This is a genomic window from Oceanicaulis sp. UBA2681 (assembly GCF_002354675.1).
GTDB classification, from domain to species: Bacteria; Pseudomonadota; Alphaproteobacteria; order Caulobacterales; family Maricaulaceae; genus Oceanicaulis; species Oceanicaulis alexandrii.
On record NZ_DEMB01000004.1, the window covers coordinates 132071 to 154781 of the forward strand.

23 protein-coding genes and 1 pseudogene are annotated in these 22711 nt (G+C 63.7%); 13 read left to right on the forward strand and 11 right to left on the reverse strand.

Features of this window, described 5'->3' with window-relative positions; genetic code table 11:
• Window positions 1–16: 16 nt before the first annotated feature.
• The 8 genes and pseudogenes from B3M53_RS03830 to B3M53_RS03870 form a co-directional block, all read right to left on the reverse strand.
• Window positions 17–511 carry a hypothetical protein gene (locus tag B3M53_RS03830; RefSeq protein ID WP_022700750.1) on the reverse strand — a complete coding sequence of 165 codons (495 nt, stop codon included), beginning with the start codon at window positions 509–511 and terminating at the stop codon, window positions 17–19.
• A gap of 73 nt (window positions 512–584) precedes the next feature.
• Window positions 585–1756 (reverse strand): annotated as a pseudogene (gene coaBC, locus B3M53_RS14680) (bifunctional phosphopantothenoylcysteine decarboxylase/phosphopantothenate--cysteine ligase CoaBC).
• A gap of 67 nt (window positions 1757–1823) precedes the next feature.
• Complete coding sequence (gene ubiB / locus B3M53_RS03845) at window positions 1824–3353, reverse strand: 2-polyprenylphenol 6-hydroxylase (protein ID WP_273021017.1); 1530 nt, start codon at window positions 3351–3353, stop codon at window positions 1824–1826.
• 63 nt (window positions 3354–3416) lie between these two features.
• On the reverse strand, window positions 3417–4664 hold the full coding sequence (locus B3M53_RS03850) for an RNA polymerase sigma factor (RefSeq protein ID WP_273021019.1): 1248 nt from the start codon (window positions 4662–4664) through the stop codon (window positions 3417–3419).
• A complete protein-coding gene (locus tag B3M53_RS03855) occupies window positions 4651–4995 on the reverse strand; it encodes a YciI family protein (protein WP_273021021.1) in 345 nt (114 codons plus the stop codon). Before B3M53_RS03855 ends, B3M53_RS03850 begins: the two co-directional genes overlap by 14 nt.
• On the reverse strand, window positions 4992–5357 hold the full coding sequence (locus B3M53_RS03860; RefSeq protein WP_022700746.1) for a YciI family protein: 366 nt from the start codon (window positions 5355–5357) through the stop codon (window positions 4992–4994). Before B3M53_RS03860 ends, B3M53_RS03855 begins: the two co-directional genes overlap by 4 nt.
• Before the next feature lie 103 nt (window positions 5358–5460).
• Window positions 5461–6234 carry a class I SAM-dependent methyltransferase gene (locus tag B3M53_RS03865; RefSeq protein WP_028284593.1) on the reverse strand — a complete coding sequence of 258 codons (774 nt, stop codon included), beginning with the start codon at window positions 6232–6234 and terminating at the stop codon, window positions 5461–5463.
• Window positions 6235–6295: 61 nt separating this feature from the next.
• Window positions 6296–6940 (reverse strand): hypothetical protein, encoded by a 645-nt coding sequence (locus tag B3M53_RS03870; RefSeq protein ID WP_160092826.1) that lies wholly within the window; start codon window positions 6938–6940, stop codon window positions 6296–6298.
• A gap of 45 nt (window positions 6941–6985) precedes the next feature.
• Here B3M53_RS03870 and mutM point away from each other — a divergent pair, with 45 nt between their 5' ends.
• The 8 genes from mutM (at window position 6986) to B3M53_RS03910 (ending at window position 15128) form a co-directional block, all read left to right on the forward strand.
• On the forward strand, window positions 6986–7846 hold the full coding sequence (mutM, locus tag B3M53_RS03875) for a bifunctional DNA-formamidopyrimidine glycosylase/DNA-(apurinic or apyrimidinic site) lyase (RefSeq protein WP_286799655.1): 861 nt from the start codon (window positions 6986–6988) through the stop codon (window positions 7844–7846).
• A gap of 110 nt (window positions 7847–7956) precedes the next feature.
• Window positions 7957–8871 (forward strand): TraB/GumN family protein, encoded by a 915-nt coding sequence (locus B3M53_RS03880; protein ID WP_273021025.1) that lies wholly within the window; start codon window positions 7957–7959, stop codon window positions 8869–8871.
• A 106-nt stretch (window positions 8872–8977) separates the two neighbouring features.
• Entirely contained in the window at window positions 8978–9754 is a 777-nt protein-coding gene (locus B3M53_RS03885; RefSeq protein WP_022700742.1) for an enoyl-CoA hydratase, read from the forward strand.
• Between the two features lie 120 nt (window positions 9755–9874).
• Window positions 9875–10144: a 30S ribosomal protein S20 gene (gene rpsT, locus B3M53_RS03890; protein WP_022700741.1), complete on the forward strand. Its 270-nt coding sequence runs from the start codon at window positions 9875–9877 to the stop codon at window positions 10142–10144.
• Window positions 10145–10601: 457 nt separating this feature from the next.
• Entirely contained in the window at window positions 10602–12044 is a 1443-nt protein-coding gene (gene dnaA / locus B3M53_RS03895) for a chromosomal replication initiator protein DnaA (RefSeq protein WP_273021027.1), read from the forward strand.
• A gap of 123 nt (window positions 12045–12167) precedes the next feature.
• Window positions 12168–13286 (forward strand): DNA polymerase III subunit beta, encoded by a 1119-nt coding sequence (gene dnaN, locus B3M53_RS03900; protein WP_160092823.1) that lies wholly within the window; start codon window positions 12168–12170, stop codon window positions 13284–13286.
• Window positions 13283–14449, forward strand: coding sequence for a DNA replication/repair protein RecF (recF, locus tag B3M53_RS03905; protein ID WP_022700738.1), 1167 nt, complete (start codon window positions 13283–13285; stop codon window positions 14447–14449). Before dnaN ends, recF begins: the two co-directional genes overlap by 4 nt.
• Window positions 14450–14486: 37 nt before the next feature.
• Window positions 14487–15128, forward strand: coding sequence for a TetR/AcrR family transcriptional regulator (locus B3M53_RS03910; RefSeq protein ID WP_273021030.1), 642 nt, complete (start codon window positions 14487–14489; stop codon window positions 15126–15128).
• Here the strand turns inward: B3M53_RS03910 and B3M53_RS03915 are convergent.
• Window positions 15109–15900 carry a CPBP family intramembrane glutamic endopeptidase gene (locus B3M53_RS03915; RefSeq protein WP_273021032.1) on the reverse strand — a complete coding sequence of 264 codons (792 nt, stop codon included), beginning with the start codon at window positions 15898–15900 and terminating at the stop codon, window positions 15109–15111. The two genes, B3M53_RS03910 and B3M53_RS03915, sit on opposite strands and share 20 nt — an antisense overlap.
• A 133-nt stretch (window positions 15901–16033) precedes the next feature.
• Window positions 16034–16621 carry an RNA 2',3'-cyclic phosphodiesterase gene (gene thpR, locus B3M53_RS03920; RefSeq protein WP_273021033.1) on the reverse strand — a complete coding sequence of 196 codons (588 nt, stop codon included), beginning with the start codon at window positions 16619–16621 and terminating at the stop codon, window positions 16034–16036.
• A gap of 154 nt (window positions 16622–16775) precedes the next feature.
• On the opposite strand from thpR, the gene B3M53_RS03925 reads away from it, so the two are divergent.
• The gene (locus tag B3M53_RS03925; protein ID WP_273021035.1) at window positions 16776–17537 is read left to right on the forward strand and encodes a Bax inhibitor-1/YccA family protein; all 762 of its coding nucleotides are present in this window, start codon (window positions 16776–16778) and stop codon (window positions 17535–17537) included.
• Between the two features lie 66 nt (window positions 17538–17603).
• Here the strand turns inward: B3M53_RS03925 and B3M53_RS03930 are convergent, their stop codons facing one another.
• Entirely contained in the window at window positions 17604–17951 is a 348-nt protein-coding gene (locus tag B3M53_RS03930; protein WP_022700732.1) for a DUF2794 domain-containing protein, read from the reverse strand.
• A gap of 330 nt (window positions 17952–18281) precedes the next feature.
• Between B3M53_RS03930 and B3M53_RS03935 the strand changes: the two genes are divergently transcribed.
• The 4 genes from B3M53_RS03935 to B3M53_RS03950 are packed head-to-tail and all read left to right on the forward strand — an operon-like array spanning window position 18282 to window position 22643.
• Window positions 18282–19034, forward strand: coding sequence for an ABC transporter ATP-binding protein (locus B3M53_RS03935; RefSeq protein ID WP_273021036.1), 753 nt, complete (start codon window positions 18282–18284; stop codon window positions 19032–19034).
• The gene (locus tag B3M53_RS03940; RefSeq protein WP_022700730.1) at window positions 19031–19771 is read left to right on the forward strand and encodes an ABC transporter permease; all 741 of its coding nucleotides are present in this window, start codon (window positions 19031–19033) and stop codon (window positions 19769–19771) included. The genes B3M53_RS03935 and B3M53_RS03940 overlap by 4 nt, the downstream gene beginning before the upstream one ends.
• Window positions 19768–21615 carry a GldG family protein gene (locus B3M53_RS03945; protein ID WP_273021037.1) on the forward strand — a complete coding sequence of 616 codons (1848 nt, stop codon included), beginning with the start codon at window positions 19768–19770 and terminating at the stop codon, window positions 21613–21615. The genes B3M53_RS03940 and B3M53_RS03945 overlap by 4 nt, the downstream gene beginning before the upstream one ends.
• The gene (locus B3M53_RS03950) at window positions 21612–22643 is read left to right on the forward strand and encodes a DUF4340 domain-containing protein (RefSeq protein WP_273021038.1); all 1032 of its coding nucleotides are present in this window, start codon (window positions 21612–21614) and stop codon (window positions 22641–22643) included. Before B3M53_RS03945 ends, B3M53_RS03950 begins: the two co-directional genes overlap by 4 nt.
• The last annotated feature ends 68 nt before the right edge of the window (window positions 22644–22711 follow it).

Sequence of the window (22711 nt, forward strand, 5' to 3'; positions counted from 1 at the left end):
CGCGGGAGGCCTGAAGTCAGCTGTCTTGTTCGGCCTGGGCGCTTAAGAACGCATCCAGCGCTTGCTCGCTTTCGGCGAAGCCTTCAAGGGCGCCGATAATGCCGGTGCGCTCGTCATCGTTGAGCCCGCCCTGGGCCATCTGGACCCGGTATTGCGGCTCGGTCATCTCGCCGTTCTCGTCTTCCATGGCCGGCTGGAAACCGAGAATCAGCATTTGGGTCTCTTCGCCTTCCCCGTTGGAGATGAGAAGCGGCGTGGAATGATAGCGCACCAGCTCGAAATCATTGGGGCGAGGCACGATGCTGTCACGCTCGCAGGCGATGGCGTTTGCGCCCTCCGCCAGCGGCGGCGGATCCATCAAGCCGTCCAGGTCGGCGGCTTCGGTCACGGTGTAGCCGGCCATCGGAGCCGGCGGCTGGCCCGAGCCTTGCGGATAGATCGAGTAACAATCCGCCTGGGCGGCGGCGGCGCTGAACCCGGCAAGGGCGAGGGCGGTCAGTGCGGTTTTCATATCAGGTCCTGAGTTTGCTAAACGCCCCGACCCTAACAATCTGAGGGGGGCGATTTCAAACCCAGTCTGAAGTCTATGAAAGTGCTTGGTGAATTCTCTCAGCCAGTTTCTGGGCCAGCGCCGACTTGGCCGCCCGTTCGAAGGGCTCCTCCCCCTCCGGGGTAATCAGGAGCGCGGCGTTCTCCGCTCCGCCCATCACATCGCCTGACACGTCGTTGGCGACGATCCAGTCGCACCCTTTGCGCAGTCGTTTGGCGCGGGCATGTTCGATGACGTCATGGGTTTCGGCGGCGAATCCCACCACCAGGCGCGGGCGTTGGTCCGGGCCGTATCGGGAGATGGTCTTCAGGATGTCCGGATTTTCGGCAAGCGGCAGGCTCGCCAGTGCGCCCTTGTCGAGTTTGAGCTTCTTGTCGGCGGCTTCCGCCGGACGCCAGTCCGCAACGGCGGCCACGGAGACGAACACGTCTGCGGGCAGATGCTCGTTCACCGCCGCGAGCATGTCGCGCGCGGTTTCGATGCGGACGGTCTGAAGGCCTGCGGGATCATTGAGCGCTGTCGGGCCCGAAATCAGCACCACCTCGAAGCCCTGATCACGCAGCGCCTCGGCGATGGCGTAGCCCTGCTGGCCCGAGGAGCGATTGGAGAGGAAGCGGACCGGGTCGATCGGCTCCAGCGTCGGGCCGGCGGTGACGATGGCCTTCATGATTTCAGCGCGGCCTCGATGGCGTCCGCGATCCGCACCGGTTCGGGCAGGCGGCCGGGACCAAATTCGCCACACGCCATCTCGCCGTCATCAGGCTCCAGAACGGTGACGCCATAGCTCTCGAGGGTTTTGAGGTTGGCTTGCGTGGCGGGATGGGTCCACATGCGCACATTCATCGCCGGCGCCATCAGCACCGCCTTGTCGGTGGCCAGAAGCGTGGTGGTGGCCAGGTCATCAGCGATGCCCTGGGCGGCTTTGGCCATCAGATTGGCGGTGGCCGGGCAGACGACCACAAGATCAGCCGAGCGCGACAGCTCGATATGGCCCATCTCGGCCTCATCGGTCAGCGAGAACAGATCGCTATAGACCTTGTCCGCCGTCAGCGCGCCCACGCTCATCGGGGTGACGAACTGCTTGCCGGCTTCGGTCAGGATGGCGCGCGTCCTGATCGAGCGCCGCGCCAGCTCGCGGATCAGCTCGAGCGATTTATAGGCCGCGATGCCGCCGCCGATGATCAGAAGAATGCGTTTATCCGCCATGACATGCCTCGCGGGTGTTTCAGCTTAGGCTTACCCCGAACGGGCCGCCACGTCACCTTGGCTCAGATCACATCACCGCCAGCAGCACCGCAATCGCGGTTGAAGCCCCGGCGACGACGCTGAGCGCGGCAATCAGCCAGGTCGGGTTTGCGGACTGCCGGGTGTCGCGTTCACGCAGGACCTTGGCGGTCTCGGTCAGCTCGTCCAGCGTGTCGGGCAGGCGCTTGAGGATGGTCTTGGCGCGGTCAAAGGATTCCATTAGATCCTCGATGCGGCCTTGCGGCCCCAGCTCGCGGCGCATGAAGCGCTCCACGGCGGGACCAGAGGCCTGCCACATATTATGATCGTCTGTCAGAAGACGGCAGACGCCCTCGGCCTGCACCATGGTCTTTTGCAAGAGCACCAGCTGAGGCTGAAGGTGCATGTCATAAAGGTCTGTGACTTCAAACAGCTGCATCAACACCCGGCTCATGGGCGTTTCGCCGGCGCTCTTGCCGAAAATGGGCTCGGCGACCGCGCGCAGGGCGCTGGCGAAATCATCGCGGGAATGATGATGAGGCACATAGCCGGCGTCAAAATGCGCTTGCGCCGCGCCGTCATAATCGCGCGTCAAAAAGCCGTGAAGGATGCGCGCCAAATAGCGCCGCTCGCCGCGTCCCAGCCGTCCGATAATGCCGAAATCCACCGCCCACAGAAGGCCGTCCTTCGTCACGAACAGATTGCCCGCATGCAGATCGGCGTGAAACACGCCTTGCTCCAGCGCAGTGGACAGGAAGGCGTCGGTCAGATCGCCCGCAAGTTTCACTGTATCCACCCCCGCTGCGCGCACCGCGTCCATATCGGTCAGCGGTATGGCGTCAATCCATTGGGTGGTCAGGACCTTCTTGGCAGTCAGCGGCCAGACGACGTCGGGGATGAAGAAGTTCTGCGCCGCCACCGCCGCTTCGCTCAGCTCATTGGCGGCGGCCGCTTCAAGCCGCAGATCCAGCTCCAGCACCAAAGAGCGCGCCACCGTCTCCACAAAGGCGCGCGGCTCCATGCGTTTGGACGCCGGGAACAGGCCTTCGGCGAGTTTGGAGCCCAGGCGCATGGCGGCGATGTCGCGCTTGATGCGCTCTGCGACGTCCGGGCGGAGGATTTTCACCGCCACATCGCGGCCATCGATGGTTTTCGCCCTGTGCACCTGCGCGATGGACGCGGCGGCGACGGGTTCGCCGAATTCCGAGAACAGCGCTTCGACGGGCTTGCCGAACTCGGCTTCCACCGTGGCGCGCGCCTGCTCCAGGCCGAACGGCTCCATCCGGTCTTGCAGCCGTGACAGCCCGCGCGCGAACTCCGCCCCAATTACATCCGCGCGGGTGGCGAGCACCTGGCCGAATTTCACATAGGACGGGCCCAGCTTTTCCAGGGCATGGGCCAGGCGTTCGCCGGGATTTTTCGCGCGGTCGCGAATGGCGATCAGACGCGCGAACCGGCCCAGCACCCGCGCCGGCGCAGGAAACGCCGACTGGTACTCAGCCGGAAAAATCGCGTCATGACGGGCCAAAGTCCAGGCGGCGCGCGTCAGGCGGAAGATATTTGAGAGCGTACCAAACACGGGAGTGAGGTTTAGGGCGATGAAGGGGGTTTGGCGAGGGGAAGCGGCGCCTTGGCGGCTGCGTCAAAGTGCTTGGGCGCGTTCAAACAGGTATTGGCGCACTGCTGGATCAGCGCTCAGCGCCATGGCGCGTTCATAGGCGCCTGCCGCTTCATCGCCGCGCCCGGCCTGCGCCAGCCAGTGCGCCTGCGCCGCCCAGAAGGGCTGATAGTCCGCCGTCTGATCCTTGAGTTCACTCAGCAAGTCGAGTGCTCGCTCGGCTCCGAACGCCTCGCCATGGGCGCAAGCGCGCGCCGTCAGAGCGCCCAGGCTGGATGTATGTCTGACTAACCCGTCATAGAGCGCAGCGGCGGCCAGCCAGTTCGTCTCCCCACTCCGGCGGCGTTCGGCATGCACGGACTGGATCGAGGCCTCCAGCGCATAGCGGCCGGGCGGGGCCAGTTTGAGTGCGCGACGCAGGGCGGTTTCCGCTTGGGTGATTGAGCTTTCACACCAAAGGTGTGTGGTTTGTTCAGAGAGGGGAATGAAGCGGCCTTCAGCATCCCGCCTCGCCGGGGAGCGCGCCTCGCAATGGGCGATCAGCGCATAGAGCCCCCAGACTTCGGCGATCTCCGGCGCCAGCTCAGTCAGCAGCTGGCTGAGATAGAGCGCCTCACCCGCGAGACCCCGGACCCGGCTTTCGCTGGCCCCGATTTCGTCCCAACCGGTTCCATAGGCTGCGTAGACCGCGTTCAGCACGGGCGTGATGTGTTCGGTCAGCTGGTCCGCGCCGGGCTGTTCAAACCGGGCGCCGCGTTCACGCAGCCTCGCCTTGCCGCGCGACAGGCGCTGACCCATGGCGGCGGGGCTGACGAGAAACGCTGCGCCGATCCGGGCCGCATCGAGCCCAAGCACCGCTTGCAGCATCAGCGGCGTGTGAAGGGCGGGGTCGAGATCTCGGTGCGCGCAGGCCAGCATCAGCCCCAGGCGATCATCGGGCAGGGCGTCGGGATCCGCGCGTTCGGAGACCTCTTCAAGCAGGCGCCGGAGTTCGGGCTCGGCCCGAGCCTGAACGCCGCTTTGGCGGGCGCCGTCGATCAGTCGGCGATGGGCGGTTGTCAGGAGCCAGGCTTCGGGATGGTCCGGCAGGCCCGTGTCCGGCCAGGTGCGCAAGGCGCGCTCGAAGGCGTCAGACAGCGCGTCCTCGGCACGGGTCAGATCGGCCCATCGCCGGGCGAGACGGGCCACAAGACGTCCATAGGAAGCACGCGCGACAGCGTCCGCCGTCGCGCGTGCTTTGTCATGCTCGATCCGCTGATCAGGCGTCGCCATAGGCCGGGACGGGACGAACCTCGATCTGGTCGCCGGGCAGGCGCGGGCATTTGGCCGCCCAGTCCAGCGCCGTCTGCAGGGTGCCCGCTTCGATCACATAGAACCCGCCCAGCTGCTCCTTGGTGTCGGCATAGGGACCGTCCTGCACGCCGTCATCGGTGATGCGTTTGGCGGTTTCAGCCACATCCAGCGGTTCGCCCGACACCATCAGGCCAGCTTGGACCAGCGCTTCAGAATACGCGCCGTGCTTTTCAAACATGGCCATTTGCTCGGCTTCGCTCAGCGTGTTCCACTGGCTTTCCGCGCCATAAATCAAAAGGGCGTATTTCATGACGGGGTCTCCGTGTTGTCGCTGATCAGTTGAAGGGGACGCACCTCGACGGCGCCATTGCGGGCCGCCGGGCAGCGTTCGGCCCAGCTGAGCGCATCCTCGACACTGTTCATGTCGATCATAATGACGCCGCCCAGCTGTTCGGGCGAGTCTGAATAGGGGCCGTCGCTCAGTCGTCGGTGTTCGCCGGCGCGCCGCAACACGACGCCGGTCTCCGGAGCCTGCAGGCAGGCGCCCAGATGCGTATGGGGGTTGAGCGCGCCTGAATACGCTGTCCAGCTCGACCAGTAGGCCGCAGCCCCCGATCCCTGCCTGCGAGCGAAATCGCGCGCGGTTTCATAAATGAGGAGTGCAAACTGCATCGCTCCCTCCCTGTTCTCCCTGCCGACATGACAGGGATGATCCAAGGACGGTTGAGCCGTGCCCGTTTCGACAGGACGCGTGAAAAAAGTTGGAAAGGTCCGCCTAGACTTTCCAGCCCATATGGATCGCGGCGATGCCGCCGGACAGGTTCGTCACGCTGACGCGGGCGAACCCGGCCTCTTCCAGCTCGGCCGCGAAGGCGTCCTGATGGGGAAATTTGCGGATGGACTCCACCAGATACTGATAGCTGTCGCGGTCCTTGGCGATCCATTCGCCGATCTGCGGAATCGCGCCGAAGGACCAGGCGTCATAAAGCTTCTCGAGCGGGCGCGTGGTGGGGCGCGAAAATTCCAGACAGACAAAGCGTCCGCCGGGCTTGAGCACGCGGCGCATGTCTTTCAGCGCCTTGATCCGGTCGGTGACGTTGCGAATGCCGAAGCCGATGGTGACGGCGTCCGCGACACCGCTCTCAAAAGGCAGGCATTCCGCGTTCGCGGTGCACCAGTCGAGCCGGGCGCGGTCGCCGCGCTTGAGGCCCGCCAGCAGCATCTGTTCGTTAATGTCGGCGACCACGGCTTCGGCGTATTGGTCACTGCCGCGGCGTTCGGTCAGCGCGTCGGCGCGATCGAGCCAGGCGCGGGCGATGTCGCCGGTTCCGCCCGCCACATCGATCAGGCGCGCGCCGGGCCGCGGTCCGGCCTTGGTGACGGTGATGTCTTTCCAGACCCGGTGAACCCCGAGACTCATCAGATCATTCATCAGGTCGTATTTGCGCGCCGAACGGTCAAACACGTTGCGGACAAGGCCCTGCTTTTCGGTGCGGGCCACATCCTTGAAACCAAAGGAGACGGTGTCGTGATCTGAAGTCTGGGTCATGGTGGGCAAGCTAGTGCGCGCGCGCCTGGAACGCCAGTCTGAGATGCCGCGCCGTTTCGCCTCAACCTGAAGCAAGCGGCGTCAGGGTCCGCTCGCCGGTCTGATAGCTGTAAAGCGAAAAGCCGGCCTGACTGCGCCAGCCGCCCTCGGGCGCATAAAACGCCAGCAGCACGGGTTCGCGCGGCGGGGCGAAGGCTGAGATCCTGTAGGCGCAAGCGGTGGCGAGGGTCAGGTCGTCCACATCCCTGTCGGGGTCCGCCTGGGTCGCCAGCACGCGCAGGCTGGCGCGAGTCTGGGCCAGATCATCACAGGCGCGGCTCAGATGCGGCCAGGCGCCGCGCCATTGGCTCTGGATGGCCACAGGTTGCTCCAGCAACGCGCTGTCATCGGGGGCGTAAATGCGCCAGCGAATGGTGTGGGGCAGACCCTGAACGAGCCGCACCTTCATCTCCGGGGCGTCCCGCGCCACCCGGCGAAAGGCGGTGGAGACTTCCTGCATCGGTTGCAGCTCGCCCCCGGTCTGGGCGGCGTCGATCTGCAGCGCCAGCTCAAACGCCAGGTCATCCGTCCAGGGATGCGCGACACGCCGGACATACTCGACCGGGGCGTCAATGGACGCCCGGCGCCGGACAAGCGCATCAAGCGCCGCCGTGACGATGGTGATCGCGTCTTCGACAGGCACAAGGCTCGCGCGCGCTGGGCTCATGGCCTATGTCCTCCCCCTCGAGGATTGTCTGTGCGGAAGAGTGTGATGCCGGAATTGCCTGAAGTCGAGACAGTGCGACGCGGCCTGACCCCCGCGATGGAGGGTCGCCGGATTCTGCGGGCCGAAGCGCGGCGCCCGGACTTGCGGTTCCCGTTTCCCGAACGCTTTGCAGAGCGCCTGACCGGAACTGTGGTGGAAAGGCTGGATCGACGGTCGAAATATCTGCTGGCGCGGCTGGGCTCGGGCGAAACCTTGCTTATGCATCTGGGCATGTCGGGCCGGTTCTCGGTGACTGCAGACGATCTGAGCCGGCAGCCGGGTGATTTCGTCTACGCTGCGCCCGCCAATCCGACCCATGATCACATGGTGTTTCACATCGAGGGCGGCGTGACGGTCACGTACAACGATCCGCGCCGGTTTGGTTTCATGACGCTCTATGAAACCGACCAGGAAGACATCCAGCCCTATCTGAAGGATCTGGGGCCGGAGCCCTTGTCGAACGGGTTTTCAGAAGACCGGCTCAACAAAGCCTTCAAGACCCGGCGCAGCCCGGTCAAGGCGGGGCTTCTGGATCAGAGCGTCGTGGCGGGCCTGGGCAATATCTATGTCTGCGAGGCGTTGTGGCGGGCGAAGATCAGCCCCAGGCGGCTATGCAACTCCATACCCGGCGCCCGGGCCGCACGTCTGGCGCCGGCGGTGCGCGACGTCATCGCCGAAGCGATCGAGGCTGGCGGCTCCACCTTGCGCGACTATGCCGGGGCCGACGGCGCCATGGGGTATTTCCAGCACCGGTTTGACGTCTATGGGCGCGAAGGCGAACCCTGCCATCGCTGTGAGGACAGCTGTGTCGAGCGCATCGTTCAGTCGGGCCGGTCGAGCTTTTTCTGTCCGTCCTGCCAGCGCTAGCCAGACCTGTTCTCAACATGAACTTTTGTTAACCATACCGGTTTGGGTTGAACCCCGTCCCCGGGCGTTTATCCCTTTGCGTCACGATCTGAATTAAAGAGAGGCATTTTATGCTGGACCGTATTCTCTGGGCGCTTCTGGCCCTGACTGTGTTCGCCACGCCGGCGGTTGCTCAAACCATGGACGTGGAGGAGGCCGAGCTCGGGCCGAGCATGTGGATGCTCGAAGATGAGGATAATGTCGCTTACATCATCGGCACCATTCACCTGCTCAAGCCTGATACCGAATGGCGGACCACCTATTTCGAAGAGCTTCTGGCGAGCGTGGACCAGGTCTGGTTCGAAGCGGATGTGCACAGCGCTGAAGCGCAGGCCCAGATCCAGGCGCTTGTCCCGCAATTGGGCCTGAACCCCCAGGGCCAGACGCTGTCGTCCATGCTGAGTGATGAGGGCAAGGCCAATCTGGCGACCCTCGCCCAGCGGATGGGCGTGCCGGCGGAAGCCATGATGGCCTCACTGGATCCGTTGCAGCCTTGGCTCGCGAGCGTGTCTCTGGCGTCCTCCATGGCCATGGCTCAGGGGTATGATCCGCAATACGGCGTTGAAGTCGCGCTTCAGGCCATGATCGAGCCGATCACCGATGATGTGCGGTATTTCGAAACGGCGGAGCAGCAACTCGGCTTCCTGGCGGGTCTGCCGCTGGCTGTTCAGGTACGCGATCTGGAAAGCTCGCTCGAGCAATCGGTTCAAGAGCCGTATTTGCTGGATGAGCTGGCCATGGCCTGGGAAGTTGGGGACATCGAGACCATTGATCACATGATCAATGATCGCATGAAGTCGGACTCTCCTGAAATGTATCAAGCCCTGATCGTGAACCGGAATTACGATTGGGCAGAGCAGATCGACCAGATCATGATGGGCGATGAAGATGTCATGATCGCGGTCGGCGTCGGGCATTTGCCTGGCCCGGAGGGGTTGGCGGAAGTGCTGCGCAATCTGGGATATGGTGTCTGGCAAATCCAGTAAGCGGATGACGGCGCGGGGGTGACCCGCGCCTTGGCTTCCGCTAAGAGGGCGCCCGTTTTGCCGCATACCCTGCGCTGAAGAGCGTGTAACTGCATCGGAGGGCCGCATGGCCTACAATACGATCCAAGTAAAAACCGAAGGCCGTGTGGGCGTTATCACCCTGGACCGTCCGTCCGCCCTGAACGCGCTGTGTGACGAGCTGACCAATGAGCTCAAGGATGCGCTGGCTGCGTTCGAGCGCGATGAGGACATCGGTTGCGTGATCCTGACCGGCTCGGCCAAGGCGTTCGCCGCCGGCGCCGACATCAAGGAGCTGCAGGAGAAGGATTTCATCTCCCTGTACAAGCACGACCCCTTCGCAGAGTCGTGGGAGAGCGTGGCGCGCTTCAGAAAACCGATCATCGCGGCGGTGTCCGGCTATGCGCTGGGCGGCGGCTGCGAGATCGCGATGATGTGTGATTTCATCATCGCCTCTGAAACCGCCAAGTTCGGCCAGCCCGAGATCAATCTCGGCGTCATGCCGGGCGCGGGCGGCACCCAGCGTCTGCCGCGCGCCGTGGGCAAGGCCAAGGCCATGGACATGTGCCTGACCGGGCGCATGATGCCGGCCAAGGAAGCCGAGCGCGCGGGGCTGGTCAGCCGCGTCGTGCCGGCCGAAGAGCTGCTGGACGTGGCGATGGAGGCGGCCACCACGATCGCATCCAAATCCCTGCCTATCGCCATGATGACCAAAGAGGCCGTCAATACGGCGTTTGAAATGGGTCTGGCCGAAGGCGTTCGCTTTGAACGCCGCGTGTTCCAGTCCCAATTCGCCACCGAGGATCAGACCGAGGGCATGGCTGCGTTTGCTGACAAACGCGCTGCGCATTTCAAACACCGGTGATGAATTTTGGCGTATACCTGTTGACCGCACCTGCGGGGACCGGTATACGCCGCGCCTCATAGTTTTACCCGGCGGCCGGCTCTGGCCAGGCGCCCTTGATCATACGGATCTGGAGATCTTATGGCGAACACGTCCTCCGCCAAGAAAATGGCGCGCAAGATTGAGCGCCGCACCGCTCTGAACAAAGCCCGCCGCACTCGCATGCGCACGTATGTGAAGAAGCTGGACCTGGCCATCGCCACCGGCGACCAGGATCAGGCGCGCGCCGCGCTTCGCACGGCTGAGTCCGAACTGATGAAAGCGGTCAGCAAAGGCGTCATCCACAAGAACACCGGCGCTCGCAAGGTTTCGCGCCTTTCGGCTCGCGTGAAGTCTATGGCGGCGTCGTAAAACACGCTCCATACCCGGACTAAAAAAGAACGCTCGCACGAACCCGTGCGGGCGTTCTTTTTTGTTCTGCGTCATTTTGGTGCATCTGAAAACTTCTATATCTTTCAAAGAAGTAATTACGATATTCCTGAGGCTGGCCTGGGTGGCGCTAGATCACGAAAACGCTGTGACGCAAGCCCTGAAAACAGCGAAATTTTTTTCAGATCGCCAAACGCCCGACCTGCTTTAGGAATCAACCTGTCAAGCGCGGAATCCGGAAAATGCGTGGGTTAATCATGTTGATTCGCTCGCTCGTGACGGTAACCTGAGGGTCTCGACGGAGCAGTCCCCACACGGACCAAAGGATGGTCGCTGAGCGCAGAAAGATGCGCGCTCGGTGCGGGAAAGCTGCGTTCAAAATTAAAGCCGTGACCCTGGGATTACCAGGGCGCGCAGAGTGAAATGAAGGTTGGGGCATATGGGGTATTCTCAAGATGCGACGGCGCGACGTGACGGTGCGGCCATGATGGATTCCAGCTCGATCGTCGCCGTCTGGCGCGCAGTCCGCGCCCGCTTGCGTGAAGAGTGCGGAGATCTGGTCTACGCCGCCGAGATCGCGCGTCTTCGCGTGGAGCTGGATGCTGCGGGACGCGTCTGCGTGATCTGTCCGAACGAGTTCGGCCGTTCCTGGGTGGAAGACAATGTCGGCATGCGTCTGCGCGCCCTGTGGGCGACCGTAGCCGAGGAGGCCTGCGATATTCTGATCTGCACGGAAAAAACGCTCGCCACGCAGAAGTCGCATACCGTCAGCGTGGCCGCCCTGTCGGCGGGCGGCATGTCGGAAACCGCAGCCCTGCCGCTTGTGGAAGACACGGTGGAAGACAGCGACGCCAAACGCGAAGCGCGCTTCACCTTCGACACTTTCATGGTCGGTTCGGCGAACATGATGGCGGCGACCGCGGCGCGCGCCGTGGCCAGCGCCGATGCTCCGCCGTTCAATCCGGTCTTTTTCCATGGCGATTACGGGGTGGGCAAATCCCACCTTCTGGCTGCGATCGCGCACGCCGCCTCGCTGAGCGGCAAACGCAAGAAGGTGCTCTACCTGACAGCGGAAGAGTTCCTGAACGGCTTCCAGTCCGCGCTTCGGGCGCGTGATGTTCAGCCGTTCAAGGATCTGGTGCGTGATTGCGACATGCTGCTGATCGACGACGTGCACTTCATTTGCGGCAAGCCTCGCACCGAAGACGAGTTCCTGCAGACGGTCACCTCCCTCATCAGCGCGGAAAAGCAGGTGGTGCTCGCCTCTCATTGCGCACCGTCCCAGCTCAGCGTGTCCGATGATCGTCTGCGCAATGTGATGGCGGGCGGGTTCAATTGCCCGCTCCAGGGCCCGGATCTCGATCTGCGTCGCAAGATCCTCGATTGCAAGATCGCCCAGGCGCGCAATCATTGCCCGGATCTGGAAGTGCCGGAGACCGTGCGGGATTTCCTGGCGGCCCGGGTCACCAGCTCCGCCCGCGAGCTTGAGGGCGTTCTGAACAACATCATCGTGCGCACCGCCTATATGAACCGTCCCGTCACCATGGAGACGGTGGAGGAGGCGCTGGGCGAGCTGCCGGTGAAGGCCGAGCGCCGCATCACGGTGGACGACATCCAGAAAATGACGGCGAGCTATTTCTCCATCACGGTGGATGACCTGATCTCCAAGCGCCGCACAAAAGCCGTGGTGCGTCCGCGCCATATCGCCATGTATCTGGCGAAAACCATGACGACGCGGTCGCTGCCGGACATTGGTCGGCGCTTTGGCGGGCGTGACCATTCCACCGTTATTCATGCGGTGAACAAGATCACCGAGACCCTCACATCGGACGCTGTTCTGGCCGAAGATGTCGAGGCGTTGCGGCGACGCCTGCGCGGTTAAGCAGTTCAATTGAAAAAACGACCGCAAGACCCCTTCTTGCGGTCGTTTTTTTTAGGCTATTGTGCTGCACCCAAATCAGGCGATTCTCGCCATGTGTTTTGAATTTTCTGTTCGAGGCGACATATGAAGCTCACCATCGAGCGCGCGATCCTGCTCAAGGCCCTTGGCCATGTTCAGGCCGTCGTTGAGCGCCGCAACACCATTCCGATCCTGTCCAACGTTCTGATCAACGCTTCTGACGGATTTGCCCGGTTCACCGCCACCGATCTTGATATGGAGATCGTGGAGGAAGCGGAAGCGCAGGTGGAGCGTGAAGGCTTGATCACTGCGCCGGCGCACACGCTTTATGAGATCGCCCGCAAATTACCTGAAGGCAGTCAGGTGACCCTGGAGCTGGGCGGCGATGATCCGCGCATCCTGCTGTCAGCGGGACGGTCGCGCTTTAACCTGCCGATCCTGCCGCCGGGCGACTTCCCGGTGATGCCCAGCGAGGATCTGGCGGTCAGCTTCACCGCGCCCGCCAGCGAGATCGCCCGTCTGATCGACAAGACGCGCTTCGCGATCTCCACAGAAGAGACGCGGTATTACCTGAACGGCATCCATCTGCACGCCGCCGAGCGTGATGGTCGCAAGACCCTGCGCGCCGTGGCCACCGATGGCCACCGTCTGGCGCTGGCGGAAACCGATCTGCCGGACGGCGCCGCGGGCATGCCCGCCGTGATCGTGCCGCGCAAGCCGATCCAGGAATTGCGCCGTTTGCTCGAGGATCTCGACGGTGATGTGGACGTGTCTGTCTCTGACGGCAAAATCCGCTTCCAGCTCGGCGCAGCGGTGCTGACCTCGAAACTGATCGACGGCACCTTCCCCGATTACGAGCGGGTGATCCCGCGCGGCAATGACAAGATCATGCGCGTGGACCGGGCGCCCTTCGCCCAGGCGGTGGACCGTGTGGCGACCATCAGTCAAGAAAAGTCGCGGTCGGTGAAGCTTTCGCTCGCGCCCGGCCAGGTCACGCTCACGGTGAACAACCCTGAAAGCGGCGCCGCCAGTGAAGAACTGGTCGCCGACTATAGTGCGGATGAGATGACGATCGGCTTTAACGCCCGCTATCTGCTGGACGTGGCCAGCCAGATCGAAGGCGATGAAGCGATCTTCGAGCTGGCCGACTCCGGCTCGCCGACGCGCGTGACGGACTCTGGCGATACAGATGCGGAATATGTGCTGATGCCGCTGCGGGTGTGACCCTGGGCGGTTCTGACACCGGTGGGCCGGCCGTCACCCGGCTCAAGCTAACCGGATTTCGCAATTACGCCCGGCTCGATCTGAGCTTGGATGCGCGCCCGGTCGCCCTGTTCGGAGAGAACGGGTCTGGCAAGACCAATCTGGTTGAAGCGGTGTCCTTTCTGGGGCCGGGGCGCGGTTTGCGCGCCGCCGGGGCGGACGCCGTGCGCCGACGCACCACTGAAGGCGTCGATCCGCTCTGGGCCGTCTATGCCGAGGCGGTGACGCCGGAAGGTCCTGTCAGCCTGGCCACGGGCGCGGATCCCAACCAGCCGAGCCGTCGCCGGACCAGGCTCGACGGCGCGGCTGCGACCCAGACCGAGTTGGCGCGTTTGATCCCGATGCTGTGGCTGACCCCGCGCGAAGACCGGCTCTGGGCCGGGGCGCGATCTGACAGGCTGCGGTTTTTTGATCGGCTGGTGCTGGCTGCGGCGCCGGATCACGCCAGTTCGGCCAGCGCCTATGAGAAGTCCATGAAAGAGCGTCAGCGGCTTCTGGACCGCATGGCGGAGGGCGGTCGCGCCGATCCTGACTGGCTGAACGCGCTGGAAGCGGAAATGGCCGCCTCCGGCGTGGCGCTGGCGGCGGCGCGTCTGGATGCGCTGGCGCGGCTTCAGGACGAGATCGACACAAGACCCGAGAGCCAGTTTCCAAAAGCGGATCTGGCGCTCGACGGCGCGGTGGAGGCCCAGCTTGCTGAGGGGATGAAAGCCGGCGAGGCGGAAGACTGGTTCATGGCCGAATTGTCTCGGGTGCGTCCGCGCGACAGCGCGGCGGGCCGGGCGCTGACCGGTCCGCACCGGACTGAGCTGGAAGCCCGTCACCGCGCCAAGGATCAGCCCGCGTCCGATTGCTCGACGGGCGAACAAAAATCCATGGTTCTGGGTCTGGCCCTGGCGCAAGCGGCGGCGATCCGCCGGTTGTCAGGACGTGGTCCGGTGCTGATCTTTGACGAAGCCTGCGCGCATCTGGACGCCGCGCGCCGTGAAGGGCTGGCGGAGACTGTGCTCGATCTGGGCGTGCAGGCTTTCATGACCGGGGTGGAGCGCTCGTTGTTCTCCGCCTTTGGGAAAGGCGTTCAGGCGATTGAAGTGTCAGACGGCCACGCAGTTTGCGTGGATTGACTTGTCATCACGGCTGGATCGGAGTTCAACCTCTCTCATGAAAGGCGCAAAACCCGCACTCCAAACTCGGTCCCAGCAGACGCGTGACAGGCTGGTCGCTGCGCTTGAGCGATTATTGCGCGACAAGGCGTTTGAGAACATTTCCGTCGCCGAGATCGCCCGCGAGGCGGGCGTGTCGGTGGGCGCGGTCTACACCAGGTTTGAGAACAAGGACGCCTTCATCCCCGTCCTGTTCGAGCTCTACAAGGCGCGCCTCGACGATCACAAGTCGGAACAGCACGCCGAAGCGCAAAGCGATGATGATGAGAGCCTGCGCGGCGTGTTGCGCCGGACATTGCGGGTGGGCGCGCAGTTCATGGCGCGCGAAGCGCATCTGATGAGAGCCGCGCATCTCTATGCGCATACACGCCCGGATCTGATCGGAGATGGCTGGGAGGCGATTTCCGAGGCGGGGCGCCAGTCTGTCGGCGCCTTGTACGATCATTTTGCATCCGAGATCACCCAGTCAGACCGGACGATAGCGGTTGAAACCCTGACCTATTTTCTCAATACGGCGTTGATCGAGGCGGGGCTCTATCCTGATCTCGGTCCGCCCGCGCCGCGGGGCCTGAGCCTTGAGGCGCTGGCGGAAGAGTTGGCGGATTTCGCCTGGGGGTATCTTACGGCGCCGCGCGACTGAGCCGCTCGGCGGAGGGTTGGCTGAGATAGAGATACAGCCCGCCGACCACATCCGCCGCCACATGCACGACAATAGCCGGCCAGAGCGAGCCGGACAGCACGACCAGGCCTGTCATGCCGATGGTGATGGGAATGATGCGGATCATCCCCGAGACGCCCTGATAGGTATGAAAGCCGATAAAGATGATCATGGAGGTGAGGGCGGCGATCCACAGCGGCAGGTAGAGCGCCAGCGCCCCCATCAGAAACCCGCGAAAGATGATCTCTTCATTCCAGCCCGCGCTGAAGGCCATCAGCTGGAACCGCCGGTGTTCAACCGGCGTGCGGGGCTGGATCATGTCGACGCCTTCCATGCCGGACAGGGCTTTGGCCATGGCTTCGCGACCTTCCTGAGTGCGCAGGGGGAGGAGCTGGCTCAGGAGAAACAGCGTCAGGGCGATCGCCGCCGCCCAGCTCAGCCAGCCGCGCCAGGCTTCAGGGCCGCTGAGGTTAGGCAAGATCAGGCCCAGACCTGCCAGATCCCGACCTGACGCCATCCAGCACACAAGGCAGACACTGCCGAGCATCCACAGCATCAGGATGGTTTCAGTCATGGTCTTCAGCGTGTTCCGCGTTGCGCCGGCTTCGGTGCGACGTCGAGCGGCGCGTGTGCTGATTTCGGCGTAAATGAACGCGATCAGGATGGCTGCAAAGCCCGCACTCAAGGCGGGCTCCGCCGATATGGCCTCCCAGATTCCAGTCGTGGAGGGGAAAGGGGAAGACGGGGATGGCATGAGCATTCTCCAAACTGAATATGAATTCATATTCATATCTGACATGCTGACATGATTGTCAACTCAGAGCGTCCGAGTTGGGCAGGGATAGCGAGACTTTTACGAAATCAGCGAAGGCGCACGGCTAGCACTGCTAAGCGATGAGCGGATACTCGGTCTCGATCCGATAGAGATTGGGCGTATGGGGTTTGCGCGCCCAGCTTGAATACAAATGGAAGCGGTCCGCGGTGAAGGGCTCGGACTTGAACAGGCCCAGTCTTTGTTCAAAGCGTTGGATGCGGCTCACCTCAACATCCTTGTTGAGATAAGCGAGGGTCACATGGGGCAGATAGGCGCGCGTCTCCATCTTGATCCCGAGCGACAGGGCGGCTTTTCGGCAACGCCGAGCGAGATCGCTGAGGGCGGGATTTGGCGCGACGCCGAGCCAGATTGCGCTGGGATCTCCTCCGCCAAAGCGGCCGGCGCCCTGCAGGCGGAGCTCGAACGGCGCCAGCTTGATCGTCCCGAGGGCGAGATCGAGCTCTTCAATGACGGGCTCTTCCAGTTCGCCATAATAGGCGAGGGTGATGTGCAAATTCTCACGCGGCCGCCAATTGGCGCCGGGCACGCCGGTCATCTCGGCGCAGGCTTGATCCAGGACGGCGTCAGACAGGGGCAGGGCGGCGAAGATGCGAAGCGACATGGTCGCAGGGGGCATGGCCGAGCCAGATTCGTCAAGCATCCGCCCTGCATCAGGGATGAAATCCCTTTTAGAATAAGGGGTATTGGCGCATGTTCGCGTCCGGTTTCACTTGAAACCTGAGCGCAAAACTCCGATATTCACACCGGACAGCGCGCAACGGCGCGCGATAGTATCTCTGGTTGAGAAGGACATCATGAACCAGTTCTCGCACCCTGCTTACGGCGCACAGACGCTCGACACCTCTGTGGATGCCGGCCTGCGCAGCTTCATGCTGGGCGTTTACAACAAGATGGGCCTCGGCCTGCTGCTCTCTGCGGTCCTCGCCTTTGTGGCGGGTACGGTGGATCCGGTGACGGCGCTTGTGTTCAACTCGCCGCTGCGCTTCGTCGTGCAGTTCGGCCCGATCGCTTTGCTGTTCGGCTCCATGTTCTTCATGCGCAATCCCTCGCCCCTGGGCGCGGCGGTCCTGTACTGGGCTGTGGTCTCGCTGATCGGTACAGGCCTTGGCGTCTGGGTTCTGATGGCGACCTCGGGCATGACGGCGGAGACGCTGACCGGCTCCATCAACATCACCTTCGGCACGATCGCGCAGGCCTTCGTCATCACGGCGGCGGCCTTCTTCGGCCTGTCGCTTTATGGCTACACCACCAAGACGAACCTGCAGCCCATCGGCACCTTCCTGGTGATGGCGATGATCGGCGTGGTGCTGATCTCGCTGCTGAACGTGTTCTTCATGGAAAGCTCGGCCCTGCAATGGATCATCCAGTTCGCCATTCTGGGCCTGATGGCCGGCGTGGTGGCCTGGCAGACCCAGTCGCTGAAGCTGACCTATGTGGAAGCGCGCGGCGACCAGCGGTCCTTGAGCGTGCTGACCTATTACGGCGCTCTGAACCTCTACATCGCCTTCATCAACATGTTCCAGATCGTGCTGATGATGCTGGGCAACCGCGAATAAGCGGACCGGCTGATCAGACAGAGAAAAACCCCGGAGCGCTGCTCCGGGGTTTTTTGTGTCTGGTCCTCAGGATCCGCTCCAGCTGAGCTTTTTGAGCTGGTTGTCGAACACCTTCAGCACGCTGGTCAGCTCATGGCCGCGCTTGAGAATGGCGCCGCCGGGCGCCACCACTTTCCACGCGCCCTGTTTGCGGGCGTCCGCGGGGGTTTTCACGATGCGGTAGATCGGGACTTCGGCGGCGTTCCTGAAAATCGAGAACTCCGCGCGATCCTTCAGCCCGTCAATCGCGTAGTCGCGCCATTCGCCGCCCGCCACCATCATCCCGTAAACTCTTAGGATCTGGTCCAGTTCAATGCGATGAAACATCACCCGGTCATCGCGGGGGCGGGGCGTGGGAAGGGGAGTTAATGCCATGTCTGCTCTGAATTACCCTTAAGTCCGGACCTTACGAAGTTTTCACAGTGCGCCGCAATCTCGCCTCATTTTCGTCCTTGCGCAGCCTAACCCCGTCAGCACTTTAAAGCTGTCGGCTGGCGCACACAAAGCCGCCTGATCTGGATTCACAGCCCCCCCAGCCCCCCGGGTCTGGAGGCTTGCGTCGGTCGACACCTTTCCCGTCTTGTTTGCGACTTGGAAATCTTCAGGCTTTGGTCACGGGAGCCTTGTAGAACACTGGTGTCAGGCGCTGAGGTAAGCTACGCCTGATACGCTCTTTTCCGCCGCCGCCGGGATGATAGTCCGCCCATGATCCGCGCCGATCGCCTGATCAAACGCTTTGCCGGCCATCTGGCCGTGGACGAGGTGTCGTTTCAGGTCGAGCGCGGCGAGGTGGTCGCGTTTCTCGGCCCTAACGGCGCCGGCAAATCCACAACCATGCGCATGCTGGCGGGCTGCCTGGAGCCTGATTCCGGTCAGGCGCTGATCGCCGATTACGATTGTCATCTGAACCGGCGTACGGCGCAAAGCCATCTGGGTTATCTGCCTGAAGGCGCGCCGGCCTATCCGTCCATGACGGCGCGCGGCTTTGTCCGCTTCGGGTTGCGGGCGCGCGGCTATTCGGGCGCCAATCTGGATGAAGCGACACGGGTTGCGCTGGATCGGGCGCGCCTGGGCGCCATGGCGGACAAACCGATCGGCGCCTTGTCCAAGGGCTATAAGCGCCGCGCTGCGTTGGCGGCGGCCATCGCCCATGATCCGCCCGTTCTGATCCTGGATGAACCTACCGACGGGCTCGACCCCAACCAGAAGGACGGCGTGCGCGCCCTGATCTCCGAGATGGCGCCTAAGAAGGCCATTCTGATCTCTACGCACCTGCTGGATGAGGTGGAGGCGATGTGTTCACGCGCCGTGGTGATCGCCGACGGCCGCATCAAGATGGATGGAACGCCCGCCGAGGTCGCGCGGATGGCGGGCGGCAGTCTCGAAAGCGCCTTCCGCGTGCTCACACGCCCCCTCGCCGACCCAGTAATCAGCGACGTCGCGGAGCCCCGCTCATGACGGGTCTGATCGCGGTCTATCGGCGTGAAGTGGCGGCGTATTTCGAGACGCCTCTGGCTTACGTGTTCCTGTCGGTCTTCGCCTTCGCCGCGCCTGCTTTTGCGTGGCGGGTGGGCCGGTTGTTTGACACCGGCCGCGCCGATCTCAGCCCGCTTTTTGATTACATGCCCTGGCTATTGCTTGTGTTGATGCCGGCGCTCGCCATGCGCGCCTGGGCGGAAGAACGTGACCGGGGCACGCTCGAGGTGCTGCTCGCCAGCCCGATCGCGCTTTATGAAATGGTGCTGGGCAAGTTTCTCGCCGCGCTCAGCGTCGCCTGTCTGGCCCTGATCCTGACCTTCCCCATGTGGGGGGCGATGAATTATCTGGGCAGCCCTGACAACGCCGCCATCGCCACCGCTTATCTGGGCGCGCTCCTGCTGGCGGGCGGGTATCTGGCGCTGGGGCAGGCCCTGTCCGCGTCCACGCCCAATCAGGTGATCGCCTTCGTGCTGGGCGCCGGGGCGTGCTTTCTGGTGACGGTTTCAGGCGCGCCCTTCGTCCTGGACGCCCTGTCCGCGCATCTGCCGGGGGCTGTCGCTGAAGCGCTGGCGGACCTGTCGGCGCTTGCGCGGTTTGACAGCCTGCGCCGGGGCGTAATCAGCCTGGCGGACATTCTCTACTTTCTCTCCCTGATGGGCCTTGGGCTCGGACTCGCCATGGCGCTGATTGATGCGCGCCGTGGAGGCGGACGATGAACCGCACACGCTTTCTCTGGGTCATGATTTTCAGCCTGATCCTGGGCTTCGCCGGGTTGAACATGGCCTCTCGCATTCTGCTGGACGGCGCCCGCATCGATCTGACTGAACGCGGCCTCTATCAGCTTTCAGAGGGGACGCAGGACGTTCTGGATCGGCTGGACGAGCCGATGAGCCTTGATTTTTACTATTCGCGCGCGGACGCCGCGGGCTATCCCGAAGTGCGGGCCTATGGCGCGCGGGTGCGCGAGCTTTTGCGAACCCTGGCCGCACGCTCGGGCGGCGCCCTGCGCCTGGAAGAGATTGATCCCGCCCCGTTCTCGCCCGAAGAAGACGCCGCCATCGCGTCCGGCTTGCAGCCGGTTCCGGTCGAAGGCGGCGGTCAGATCTTTTTCGGTCTGGTGGGCCGCAACGCGGTGGATGACGCCCGCATCATCGCCTTTTTCGATCCTCAGGACGAAGCCCGGCTGGAATACGAGATCGTGCGCCTGGTCGCCGAGCTGGAGCGTGCGCGCACGCCCCATCTGGCGATCATTTCCGATCTGCCCTTTGCGCCGGATCGCGAGGGCCGCAGCGGTAACCGCATCATCGACGAGCTGGGCGCGACCTATCAGCTGAGCTGGCTCGAGCCTGATTTTGACGCCATTCCGGACGACGCCGACGCCCTGTTGGTGATCCATCCGCCGATGATGAGCGAGACCCAGCTTTATCTGGTCGACCAGTTCATTCTGGCGCGGGGGCGGGCTCTGGTCGCGGTGGACCCGATGGCGCATCTGGCGCTCAAACCGGGGCCTGACGGCTTGCCTCCGCTGAACGCCCAGCGGGCGACCGATCTGGGGCGCCTGTTCGCCAGCTGGGGTGTGCTTTACGACCGGAACGCCGTGGCGATGGACGCTGAAACGGGCTTGCCGGTGCAGATCATAGAAGGCGGTCGCACGCGCATGCGCGCCTATCCGTTGTGGTTCTCGGTTCCGCCCTCGGGGCTGAACCAGACACTGCCAAGCCTTGCGGGCTTGTCGCGCGCGGTCAATCTGGGCGCGCCGGGGGTCTTGGGGTTTGACGGCCAGTCCGGTCTGAGCGCGACGCCGCTTCTGACCACCAGCGCCCAGGCTGCGCGTCTGGATGCGGACATCGCCGCGTCCAGCCCGTCGCCGGAAGAGCTGATGCGCGGTTTCGAGGCGGATCCGGATGCGCCCCTGACGCTGGGTCTGCTTCTGGACGGGGTCCTGCAAACCGCATTTTCGGACGGGCCGCCCGCCGAAGACGGCGCACCGCTTAATCGCGCCCATCTTGATGAAAGCACGGGCCCCGGCGAAGTGATTGTGCTGGCGGATGTGGACCTGTTTGATCCCGCCTTCTTCCTGCGCGCCGATCCGGTACAGGGCGAACAGGTGGTGGCGGACAATCTGGCGCTGGTGCTCAATCTGGTGGACCGGCTGGCGGGCGATCGCGCGCTGGTCTCGCTGCGGTCCCGGTCCAGTTCGAACCGTCCCATGACACGGGTGGATGATCTGCGCACCCGCGCCGAAGCGCGCTATCTGACGCTTCAGGACACGCTTCAAGCCGAGTTGAACGAGGCGGAAGGCCGGCTGGATGAGCTCACCCGTCTGGGTCGGGCCTCGGCATTGGGCGGCGCGGGCAGCGATGACGCGGCCGAGGCGGACGCCCTGCGCCTGCAGATTCTGGATGCGCGGGAACGCCTGCGGGAGATCGAGCGCGGGTTCCGGGTGGAGATCGACGCGCTGGAAAACCGGCTCTTGCTGTGGACCCTGTGGCTGCCGCCGCTGGTCGTTCTGGCGTTTGGCGTCTTCGCGGCGCTCGTGCGCAGGAGGCATCGCGCATGAGCGGTCACACCCCCCATAAACGCCGCGGCGTTCAGGGCCTGATCGCACTGGCGTTGGCTCTATCCTTGCTCAGTCTGGGCGGTGTGGTGGTCTGGCGCGATGCCCGCATCGGACAGGCGCCGGACGTGTCCGGCCCGGTCGTTGAAGGCTGGGCTGCGCAAGCGAGTGCGGCGGCGCGTATCCAGATTGAGACCGCGGGCGCAAACTTTGTCATGGAAAAACGCGGCGCGAGCTGGGTGATGGCGAGCCGCGGGGATTATCCCGTCCGCGCCGAACGCATCGCCGAGCTGGACGCCATGCTGCAAGGCTTGAGCTTTACCGAAGCCATGACCCGCGATGCGGACAAGTTTGACCGGCTGGGGCTGGGCGATCCACAGGCGGGCGGCGCTGGCGTGCGGATTTCCGTCTCTGACGCTGAGGGGGGTCTGATCGTTGATCTGATCACCGGGCGCTTGCGCGACGAGGGCGGCGTTTATGTGCGGCGGCCCGGCGGCGTGCGCGCGTATGCGGCCTCTGGACCGGTGATTGACCCGGCGCTGCTGGGCGATCCGGGGCGCTGGATGGGGCTTGAGTTCTGGAACCATGAGGCGTCTGCGATTGCGCGCGCCGAGATCCAGCCTGAGTTCGGCCCCAGCTGGCGGGTGATGCGGGCGGGCGAGGCGCAGCGGTATTACGAGCTGCGCGAGCCGTCAGGCTGGCGTCTGGTGACCGCCGGCGCGGCCAATGGCGTGGCCACCGCGGGCGCGCAATTGCGGTTTCGCGACGTCAAACCCGTTCAGGAACTGGTGGGCGCCTATGTCTCCCGCCACGCCGCGGTGACGTTTTCGGGTCTCGCCTATGAAATGCTGTTCTTTGCCGAGGGGGATGAGCGCTGGGTGACCATCGAGCTGGCGGCTTTGGCCGATGACGCCGCGCCGCGCGCCGATCATTTCAACGCCCAGGTCGAGGGCTGGGCGTTTCTGGTCAGCGAAGACGCCTATGAGCGCCTGACCCGCGGTCTTGATCAGGTGGCCGAGCCGACGAATTAACCCCTATTAACTTTTGACCGCTTACGGCCTGCGCCACAGTGATCGCAGGACAATCGGTCGGGAGGCGT